Annotated in this window: 9 protein-coding genes and 4 tRNA genes; 9 read left to right on the forward strand and 4 right to left on the reverse strand. The window is 41.6% G+C overall.

Features of this window, described 5'->3' with window-relative positions; genetic code table 11:
- Window positions 1-15 precede the first annotated feature (15 nt).
- From NQT65_RS16765 to NQT65_RS16775, 3 genes are all read right to left on the reverse strand, one after another.
- Entirely contained in the window at window positions 16-2,172 is a 2,157-nt protein-coding gene (locus NQT65_RS16765; protein WP_256851607.1) for a response regulator, read from the reverse strand.
- Window positions 2,173-2,288: 116 nt separating this feature from the next.
- Complete coding sequence (locus NQT65_RS16770) at window positions 2,289-2,945, reverse strand: helix-turn-helix transcriptional regulator (protein ID WP_004587492.1); 657 nt, start codon at window positions 2,943-2,945, stop codon at window positions 2,289-2,291.
- A gap of 219 nt (window positions 2,946-3,164) precedes the next feature.
- A complete protein-coding gene (locus NQT65_RS16775) occupies window positions 3,165-3,536 on the reverse strand; it encodes a histidine triad nucleotide-binding protein (RefSeq protein WP_256851608.1) in 372 nt (123 codons plus the stop codon).
- An 88-nt stretch (window positions 3,537-3,624) separates the two neighbouring features.
- Between NQT65_RS16775 and NQT65_RS16780 the strand changes: the two genes are divergently transcribed.
- Window positions 3,625-4,236 carry a DUF2057 domain-containing protein gene (locus tag NQT65_RS16780; RefSeq protein WP_029772876.1) on the forward strand — a complete coding sequence of 204 codons (612 nt, stop codon included), beginning with the start codon at window positions 3,625-3,627 and terminating at the stop codon, window positions 4,234-4,236.
- Window positions 4,237-4,405: 169 nt separating this feature from the next.
- Here the strand turns inward: NQT65_RS16780 and NQT65_RS16785 are convergent, their stop codons facing one another.
- Window positions 4,406-6,250, reverse strand: coding sequence for a M1 family metallopeptidase (locus NQT65_RS16785; RefSeq protein WP_029774313.1), 1,845 nt, complete (start codon window positions 6,248-6,250; stop codon window positions 4,406-4,408).
- Between the two features lie 133 nt (window positions 6,251-6,383).
- Between NQT65_RS16785 and murB the strand changes: the two genes are divergently transcribed.
- From murB to NQT65_RS16825, 8 genes are all read left to right on the forward strand, one after another.
- Entirely contained in the window at window positions 6,384-7,391 is a 1,008-nt protein-coding gene (gene murB / locus NQT65_RS16790) for a UDP-N-acetylmuramate dehydrogenase (RefSeq protein ID WP_256851609.1), read from the forward strand.
- The gene (gene birA, locus NQT65_RS16795; protein ID WP_256851610.1) at window positions 7,391-8,383 is read left to right on the forward strand and encodes a bifunctional biotin--[acetyl-CoA-carboxylase] ligase/biotin operon repressor BirA; all 993 of its coding nucleotides are present in this window, start codon (window positions 7,391-7,393) and stop codon (window positions 8,381-8,383) included. The genes murB and birA overlap by 1 nt, the downstream gene beginning before the upstream one ends.
- Complete coding sequence (locus tag NQT65_RS16800) at window positions 8,380-9,093, forward strand: type III pantothenate kinase (protein WP_256851611.1); 714 nt, start codon at window positions 8,380-8,382, stop codon at window positions 9,091-9,093. The genes birA and NQT65_RS16800 overlap by 4 nt, the downstream gene beginning before the upstream one ends.
- A 123-nt stretch (window positions 9,094-9,216) precedes the next feature.
- Window positions 9,217-9,292: transfer RNA gene (locus tag NQT65_RS16805), tRNA-Thr, on the forward strand.
- 40 nt (window positions 9,293-9,332) lie between these two features.
- Window positions 9,333-9,417 (forward strand) — tRNA-Tyr (locus tag NQT65_RS16810).
- 45 nt (window positions 9,418-9,462) lie between these two features.
- Window positions 9,463-9,537: transfer RNA gene (locus NQT65_RS16815), tRNA-Gly, on the forward strand.
- An 11-nt stretch (window positions 9,538-9,548) separates the two neighbouring features.
- A tRNA-Thr gene (locus NQT65_RS16820) sits at window positions 9,549-9,624 on the forward strand.
- Window positions 9,625-9,759: 135 nt separating this feature from the next.
- Window positions 9,760-9,886: GTP-binding protein (locus tag NQT65_RS16825; protein ID WP_033023824.1), on the forward strand; the 127-nt coding region annotated here is incomplete at its 3' end.

Consider the following 9,886-nt stretch of genomic DNA (forward strand, 5'->3'; position numbering starts at 1 on the left):
ATATGCTTTTCAATGCTAACCCAACTGCCCGCGCACGTACTTTAAGTATTGTTCTAGGCTGCGCTGCCATAGCTCTAACGCCTCATCTAGCAGGTTGTTATGGGGTTTGTTATCAAGCAGGCGGCGCTCTATTTTTTTAAGCTCAATACCGTAACGGTTAAAGCCTAATTGCAGCGCCGTGCTTGCTTGGCGGTGCAATAATTTAATGCACTGCTCTGGTTGCTGGTCAATAAGTTCTTGGCATCGGGTTAGTTTAGTCCGTGCTGAGAGTACAAATTCATTGTAAATCGACGACACTTCATCCTCACTAAATGAGCTGGTTAGCGTTTCTGCTGCGGTTTCGTCGTACAAAGTGTCTACTAGCTCTACAGCTATATTTGCAGTTTGATTGGATTGTGAATCACTCAGTGCTTGGCGAAGCTTTTGCTGCTTAATTGGTTTGCCTACTATGTCTTTTATTCCCAGAGCTAAGTATTCTTTTACTTCGTCAGGGCTTAAGCTTGCTGTAAAGGCCAGTACGGGCGTGCGCTGGTTTTTATGCTCCAACCGCTGCAAACGTTTTAATACTTCTTGGCCGGTAAAGTCTGGCAGGTTCATATCCAGTAAAATAACGTCAAAGTGATGTGTTTGCAGCAGTTCAATAGCGCTTTTACCATCTTTGGCGAGCTTTATTTTATGCTCATCTTCGGCCATAAATTCAATGGCAATTTTTTGATTTAAATCTAAATCTTCGACAAGCAGTACTTCAAGGCCGGTTAAGTAGTCTTTGTTTTGATGGCGCTGCTCTACCAAACTAAGCTCCCCTAGCGTAAAGGTGGTGGTAAAGCTAAATACGCTACCAGTGCCTAATTGACTGGTTATTTCTAAGCGGCTGCCTAGCTTTTCTAGTAAGCGGCTAGTGATGGCAAGCCCAAGGCCGGTGCCGCCTTTTTCTTTGCCGGCGCTACTTTGTACGTAGGGTTCGGTTAAGTAGGCTATTTCGTCTTTTTCGATTCCAGGGCCTGAGTCTTTAACGCTAATTTTTATGGTGTGCTCAAGCTGCCTGTCGCTTATTAAATCAACCTGAATTTTTACTATACCGTGGTCGGTAAACTTAATGGCGTTACCAACAAGGTTAATAATAATTTGCCTTAACTTTTGCTGATCGCAGTAGTAACAGGCTTGTTCAGGGATATTACATACCAGTTCAAACTTAAGTTGTTTTTGCTCCGCTAATGGGCTGAGCAATAAACACAAATTGTTTAACCAGGTTTTAAATTCAATGTCTTCTTCGTAAAGTGCTTCATCACTTTGATCTAGGCTTGCGTAGTCGAGCACTTTATCAACCAGTAAATTTAATGACTCGGCTGAATTAATGATGGCCTCACAATAGGCTTTATTGCGGGTGTCGGTGCTTTGGTTCATAACTAATTGGGCGCTGCCTAATATGCCATTAAGGGGGGTGCGAATTTCATGGCTAATCGTTGATAAAAACAGGCCTCTAATTTCTAAATCTTTTTGGGCTTTGTCGGCCAGCTTGTTAAGATTTTTTTCTCTGCGTTCATTACACAAAAGCGCCATACCGGCGGCATAAAACATAGGTGCAATAACGCCATTTAAAAACAGTAAGCTGCTAAACCATGGGCTTTGCAATAGCAGGGGTTGTTCAATATTAACCATAAATAGTGAGCGGCTAATAAAGCTCAGGCCAACTAAAGTTAATATTAAAATGTAAACAATGGTGCCATTAGGGTAGGGCTTTCGGGCATATTTAATAAATAAAAACAGCAAAAAAGCAGCTTCTGCAATGTGCTGTACATCCGAGACGTAAATACGCTCGCGTAAAGAAGGGTCAATAAAAGAATAATACCCCAACATTACGGCGCTAAACGCGGTAAAGGAGCACAGTAGCTTAAATCCAATACCCCGATAATCTAAAAATTGGCATATGGCCAAGCTGTGCACAATTGATGCGCCAAACATCATACTGCTGGCAATACTAATCACAATAAGGTTGTGCGTTTTGCCAATCAGCGTAAAGCCAATTACTGCGCCTAGTAATAAAACCGGGTAAAAAATATAAAGCAGAGTACCTGGGGTACTTTTGTTGGTACGCCAAGTTAAAAAGTTAAGAAGGGTCATTACAATAATAACGGCAATGCTGGCAAAAAATAGGGTGAATGAGTCGAGCATAGAGGTTCCAGCAATGGGTACTTTAAATAGAGTAATAAAAAGCGATTAATTTAACAAGCATGCGACATAAACAAAAACAGGCACCATAAGTGCCTGTTTTTAAATTACGAAATTGATTAACGAATTTCGTCTGGAATGTTTTGTTGAGCCCAAGATAGTAGCTCAATACGGTTACGACATTTAGTTTTTCTAAATGCGCTGTATAAATGTGTTTTAACTGTGTGTGGGCTGATGCTTAAATCTTCAGCAATTTCTTTGTTTTTAGAACCCTTACTCATTAACGAGATTATTGCTTTTTCTCGTTTAGTGAGTTTAATTGGCTCTATGTCGCCTTCGGTCAGCTTGTGTAGTGCGTCTTTATTAAACTGCAGCATGCGGTTTAATGCATTACACATAATGTCACGCCTGTACCAAAGCTGATCTTCTAAAAGTAAGCGAATACCTTTCATTAATACATCAGCGTTATCTGTCGTATAAAACACGCCACGAATACCGCTCAAAAGCGCGCGGTTAGCGAGCTCTGGGTTTTCGTCTAGGTTAAATAATACGATATCGCACTTGGTGCGCAGGTTAACTAGCTGTTCTTTTAGTTTACCCCATGCATCGTTACTTGATGTTTCAATGAACAGTAATCGAGTCCCTTCTGGTACATCTAAAATATTTGTACCCGTGGTTACGTCAAGGCCTTGCGTTTTTAACAAAGGTTCTAAAACGTTAATGCCAATGGTGTTAATTGGCTCTTGATCTAATAACAAAAAGGCTGAACTGCTCATGTTTTTATACTCTTTTTATAAAGCTGACTAGTTAAGTTTATCACGACTTCCACACCTTTTGTATTAGAAAGTCGGGTTTCGCCTTGTGAACAAGTACGATTTTACGATTATTTAAACATAAAATGTTGCAAATAAGTAATTATTTTTCACTTTATATACATGATTAACCATAACATTTGTAACTAGCCAAATACTAATAATTCCAGTGAATTTTTATTATTAAGTTTTTAATTTTTTAGCTTCTTGATACGGAGGCCAGCCCATTTCTTTGCCTGCAAGCATATGTAAATGTATGTGATACACGGTTTGCCCGCCGTGTTTATTGCAGTTCATTACTACTCTGTAGCCATCGTCACTAAAGTTAAATTGCTTGGCTAATTTAGCAGCAACCTCGTATAAATTTCCAACTAAATGTGAGTTTTCGCTATTAATATCATTGATAGTGGCAATTGCTTTTTTTGGAATAATTAACACATGAAAAGGAGCTTGCGGGTTTATGTCTTTAAATGCAAGGGTGGTGTCGTCTTCGTAAATAATGTCGGCGGGAATTTCGCGGTTAATAATTTTTGTAAATATTGTTTCTGTGCTCATAATCGTTTCAGTGTAAGGGTTGAATTTAAAGTCACTAATGACAAATTTTGTTTGCAGTGTCAAACTCAAAACAAATAAAGGAGTTTTTATGCGTAAACCAATGTTAATAACTGCAGCTGCGGCACTATTGATGAGTATGTCAGTAAGTGCCGGAAATATTCACTTTCCTGAAGAGTTAGTGCCTTTACAAGTCGGCGAAAGAGTGATTGAAAGCTCTTTATTTAGCCGCGTTGACGACATTGAACTTGCCCCAGGGTCTTATCGATTAAAATTAAAATACACCGATTTATACGAGCTAGGCTTTGACGACCATGAGGTAATAGAGTCTGAACCGTTTTGGGTAGATATTACTATTGACGATAACAAAGACTACGACATGGTGTTTAATCGTGCCGATAACGCGGTATCAGCGAAAATATTTGCTGAGGCACCACAGGTAAGTTTAAAAGCAAAGGGCGCGTCTGTGGCACAGCCGCTTAGTGTTATTTCAAATACACAGCTTGCAAGTCAAAAGCCTGCTTTACAAAATACGGTGCCAGCGGGTCCAACGCGTCCAAGCCAACCTATTAAGCCTATTGCGCCTATTAATGGCAAAGGCATGCCAAGTGCACCGCAAATGCTAGAATTTTGGTGGCAGCAAGCCACGATTGCTGAGCGAAAGGCCTTTTTAGAAAAGGTAACGAACCAAGGCGCTGAGTAATAAACTTATCTCAAGCTAATAATGTTAAGCGCTAACTTCGCTGAGCTTAGTTACAGTTTTTAGCTTGAGAAAATTACAGTATTAAAAAAGGCCGATAAATCGGCCTTTTTTAATGGTTTTGCTGTTTTACCCTAAAGGTCTAAACACCTTTTGGGTTGGCACAGGTTGCTTATTTATCAAATAAAGCGTCAATGGTGCCTTGTGCAAGCGGGTGGTAGCCTGGGCGTGCTTTGATGTATACATCATGTGCCCACTCACGCTTACCATTTTTAATAAGTGCTTTGTATAACGGCACAATTAATTTACGGCGGCCAATACCTGATAAATGCTTATCAAGCGCTGGGTAAATAGGTTGGTAACCATTACCTACCGCTAACATAAACCATGCAAACGCGCGCTCTGCATTGGTTGATTGCGTTAAGTTAAATTGCTTATCAAGCTCGCTCATCTTATCTAAGCTTAAATCACGTGGTAGGTTATTTAAAAAGTGTAACCACTCGTGCACTGTCCATTGAGCCGTAGGTAATTGTGCTGCGCTTGTTTCACCTTTTAACCATGCTGCGCTTGCTGTATCTACTTTATCAAACGCATCCGATGTGGGGTTAGGTGCATCGCTTGGTAAACCTGGCTCAAAAATCCACTCATTCACTTTATCCATGCTTACAACGCCTGGATATTTTTCAATTAAGTTAGCTTTTAAATAAGTAACAAATTGCGCAGTAGTCAGCGATTTAAATGCAAACTCATTAAAGTAGGTCTTAACAAAGTCATCAAACTTATCACGGCCGTATTTTTCTTCTAGGTAGATTAAAAATAGCTGACCTTTAGTGTATGGCACTGAGCTAAATGCATCATCTGGATCGCGGCCATTAAGTTTTAAATTAAGGCGAGTATCGGGTGCATCAATGGTTTTAAGCTGAGCACGTAAGCCTGCTGCATCTAAAGCTTGCTCCATTACGGCGCGGTCGCGGCCAAACACTTCTTCCATAATGCGGTTTTCAACGTAAGAGGTAAAACCTTCGTTTAACCATAAATCTTCCCACGTCGCGTTGGTAACTAAGTTACCAGACCAAGAGTGTGCAAGCTCATGGGCAATAAGGTTTACTAAGCTTTTATCGCCAGCAACTACGGTAGGGGTAATAAACGAAAGACGCGGGTTTTCCATACCACCAAACGGAAAGCTAGGCGGTAACATTAATAAATCGTAACGGCCCCATGCATACTCACCATACATTTCGTTGGTTTTGTCGATCATGGCTTGGGTGTCGTTAAACTCGGCAACCGAAGCGTCTAAAATTTCAGGCTCGGCAAATATACCTGTTTGTTTTGACATGGCTTTGAATTCTAAATTACCTGCACCAATCGCAATTAAGTACGGCGAAATAGCTTGAGGCATCTCAAAGTGGTAGTCGCCATCTTTGTATAGTGCGTCTTTGTTATCGGCGCTCATTACGGCACGTATATCTTTTGGTGTATGAATACGGGCAGAGTAAGTAACGCGCATGGCAGGGGTATCTTGTACTGGTAACCAGCTACGAGCGTGAATAGCCTGTGATTGGCTGTACATAAACGGGTGCGTTTTGCTGGCAGTTTGCTCTGGTGTTAACCATTGCAGGCCAGATGCTTCTGGGCGGCTGTTGTAGTAAATACGTACTTTTGGCGCTTGGCTTTTTAAAGTAATTGTTAGTTTTGAGCCTTTAACATCATCACGATCTGCCAGTGTAAATTTAGCTTTGTGCCAATCGCCCGAGGTGTCTTGGTACATTACTTTATCAATGTCTAAGTCGCGGGTATCAAGTACCAGCTTTTTACTCGTGTCATTGTTCCACTTTAGCGTGTGCTCAACAAAACCTTCTAATTGCTTGTCGGCAAAATCGACATCTAAATCAAGGTTTAAGTGTGTTGTTACCACATCATCTAGGTTGGCGTATGAGTTTTGATCAATCGCGTTTGCCATTGCTTGCGAGCACATACCGGCCATAGCGAGGCTTAAAAAAAGAGGTTTAATTTTCATAAAATACCCTGAACACTAATAATAAGTGCAGGTTTTATATCATGATTGATACAGCGGGTTGAGTGATTTTTACATTCTTTGCGACAATAAGGTAAACTACTGCGATTAGTTACCAGTACACTCAGAGACCTTTGTGGCGCACTCATTAAAACCTTTACATACCTTTGCACTAAACAATCAATGCCAGCATTTTGTTGAAATAACCTCGGTTGAGCAACTTAAAGCACACCGTTTTAGTGCTCCGTTTTGTTTATTAGGGGAAGGTAGCAACACAATCTTTTTAGAAAACTACGCAGGCACCGTAATTAAAATGGCCACAAAGGGCATTACTATTACCGAGCGTGAAAATGATGTACTAGTGAGTGCAGCTGCGGGCGAGAACTGGCATAACCTAGTAAGCTATTTACTTGATAAAAATATTGCAGGGCTTGAAAACCTAGCGCTTATTCCGGGCACTGTTGGGGCGTCGCCGGTACAAAACATTGGTGCTTATGGTGTTGAGCTCGCTCAATTTGTAGAGTCGGTTGAATACATTGATATAGCCACAAAAACCAAAGTAACTTTAACTAACGCACAGTGTGAGTTTGCTTATCGTGACTCTATTTTTAAACATGCTTTAAAAAACAAAGCGGTGATCACTCAAGTTAATTTAGCGTTCCCTAAAAAGTGGCAGCCAGTTTTAAGTTATGGCCCACTCAAAGTATTGCAAAATCCCACCCCTAAAATGGTATTTGAGCAGGTTATTGAAATTCGTAACGCTAAGCTGCCAAACCCATACACTTTAGCCAATGCGGGTAGTTTTTTTAAAAATCCGATTATTAGCAATGCGCGTTTAGAAGCGCTGCTTGTGCGGTTTAATGATTTACCGCATTACCCCTATGGGGAAAGCCATCACAAAGTGGCGGCAGGTTGGCTAATAGACCAAGCGGGCTTGAAGGGCTTTACAGTAGCAGGGATTGAGGTGCATCAGCAGCAGGCGCTGGTATTAGTAAATCATGGTGATAGTAAAGGGCGCGATTTAATCACTATGGTCACGCATATACAAAATACGGTGTTTACACGTTACGGCATAATGCTAGAGCACGAAGTAAGGCTTATAAACACAAATAGTGAATGCCATATTACTACGGAGCACGCGTAATGAAAGCACCAGATGGAAATAAACTAGCTATATTAAACGCACTTAACCAAGGTGGCTTTGTATCGGGCCAAGTCCTTGGCGAGCAACTAGGTATAAGCCGTGCTGCAGTGAGTAAACATATTCAAACACTGCAAGACATGGGGCTCGATATATTTAAAGTGACGGGTAAAGGTTACAGTTTAAACAATGCGGTGGGTTTGCTAAACCAAGCCGATATAACCAAACATTACCATGCATTAGGTGCCAATACAGCCCAAGTAGAAGTACACCCTATTATAGATTCAACCAACAGCGAGCTAATGCGCCGTATTCAAAATAAAGTCGCGCTTGAGTCTGGCACTGTTGTGGTTGCCGAAATGCAGCAAGCCGGGCGCGGAAGGCGAGGGCGGGTATGGCAATCTCCATTTGGGGCTAATTTATATTACAGTTATTTTTGGCGTTTAGATGATGGCCTGCAAGCTGCTATGGGCGTATCAATTGCAGTAGGGCTTGCGGTATATGATGCTATAAAAGCACTTTATGATATAGACATTGAACTTAAATGGCCAAACGACATATACATAAATAAGCAAAAACTAGCCGGAGTATTAGTTGAGCTAGATGGGCAACCGCAAGGCCCTTGTCAGCTAGTCATTGGTATTGGCATAAATTTACAAATGCCGCAAAACACCAGCGAACACATTGACCAAGCATGGACTGATTTAAGCCAACACACCACCGCGCTTGATAAAAACCAGTTAGTTGCTTCGCTTACCTTTTATTTAGAGCAGCGTTTGGCAGATTACCAGCAAGACGGGCTAAACAACATGTACGCACAGTGGAACGCCCTAAACGCCTTTGCAGGAGAATGCGTAGAGCTAAATACGGGGCACAGAAGCTGGCGGGGTATTTGTGAGGGTATTGATCAGCACGGCGGAATACGTATTCGCCAAGACGGCGAAGTTAAAAGTTACTATGGCGGCGAAATCTCGTTAAGAAAGGCCGAACTATGAAACTGCTAATAGATGTAGGTAATACGTCATTAAAAGCGGCCTTATGGCGCGAGCAACAAGCAACGCCCGTTTCTATGAGCGACGTGCCGTGGCAAGCAATAACTGAGGTTGTGTATGCATGTGTAGGTAACAGTGAATTATTAAATGACGCGCTCACATTAGCCGCAAAAAAAAGTATTCCGTGTTTTGAGGCGCATGTTAGTAAAAATCTCAGTGGCTTAAGCTGCGCATATGAACAGGTTTGCAATTTAGGTATTGATCGCTGGCTTGCGCTGGTGGCAGGTTTTACCCTTTACCCTAACACACCATGCATTATTGTTGATGCCGGCACTGCAACCACTATTGATGTATTGAGCGGCGAAGGCGAGCACTTAGGGGGCTGGATATTGCCCGGCCTTGATTTAATGACTCGCTCATTAACACAAAATACGCAGCGCGTGTTTGATGATGCCAATACCCCCTTTTTAAACGAGCTAGGTAAAAACACACCCAATGGATTAAAAAATGGCGCGCTGGTGGCAACATTAGGCGCTATTGAACAGGCCAAATATCAACTTAAACACGTAACAGGCGAACAAAAACCACAAATTTTGTGCGCCGGTGGTTACGGTTTGCTGTTACAGCAACAAATAAGTGGCAGTATTTTTGATTCTTTATTGGTTATGAAAGGATTAAATTATTGGCATGAGCTAAGTAAAAACGACGAATAACAGCAAAATTAAGCACTTTTGCATGAATTGTGAGCATTCAAGCTAAAAAATTACATTTTTTTTAATTTTATAGTTGCATCATAATAAACCTTACTCTAATATCTCGCCCCGTACTAAAGCAGTGCCGACTTAGCTCAGCTGGTAGAGCAACTGACTTGTAATCAGTAGGTCAACCGTTCGACTCGGTTAGTCGGCACCACTTTCCTTTTACCGAAAGTGAATTAGTAAAGAATTATCGTGGAGGGGTTCCCGAGCGGCCAAAGGGATCAGACTGTAAATCTGACGGCTCAGCCTTCGCTGGTTCGAATCCAGCTCCCTCCACCACTTTATTCTTGACGGTTAGAGGTAGTTTAAGAACAGGTTCCTAAAGCGGGCATCGTATAATGGCTATTACCTCAGCCTTCCAAGCTGATGATGCGGGTTCGATTCCCGCTGCCCGCTCCAATTATGGTGTTGCTGATATAGCTCAGTTGGTAGAGCGCACCCTTGGTAAGGGTGAGGTCGGCAGTTCAAATCTGCCTATCAGCACCAGTCATATGAATCTCCTTGAATACTTCCTTTATCTGTCAGAAAAAACTATTTGAAATTTGAAAAAATTAAATTAATCTACCTCTGGTGGATTATTTTCATATGTAATCTAGATACACAAAACTGATAGGTTCCGTCATGGCAAAAGAAAAGTTTGAACGCGTAAAACCGCACGTAAACGTTGGTACAATCGGCCACGTTGACCACGGTAAAACTACACTAACTGCAGCAATCACTAACGTACTTGCAAAAGTATACGGCGGTG

Origin of the sequence: Pseudoalteromonas agarivorans (assembly GCF_024518735.1) — a bacterium.
Taxonomy (GTDB): Bacteria; Pseudomonadota; Gammaproteobacteria; order Enterobacterales; family Alteromonadaceae; genus Pseudoalteromonas; species Pseudoalteromonas atlantica.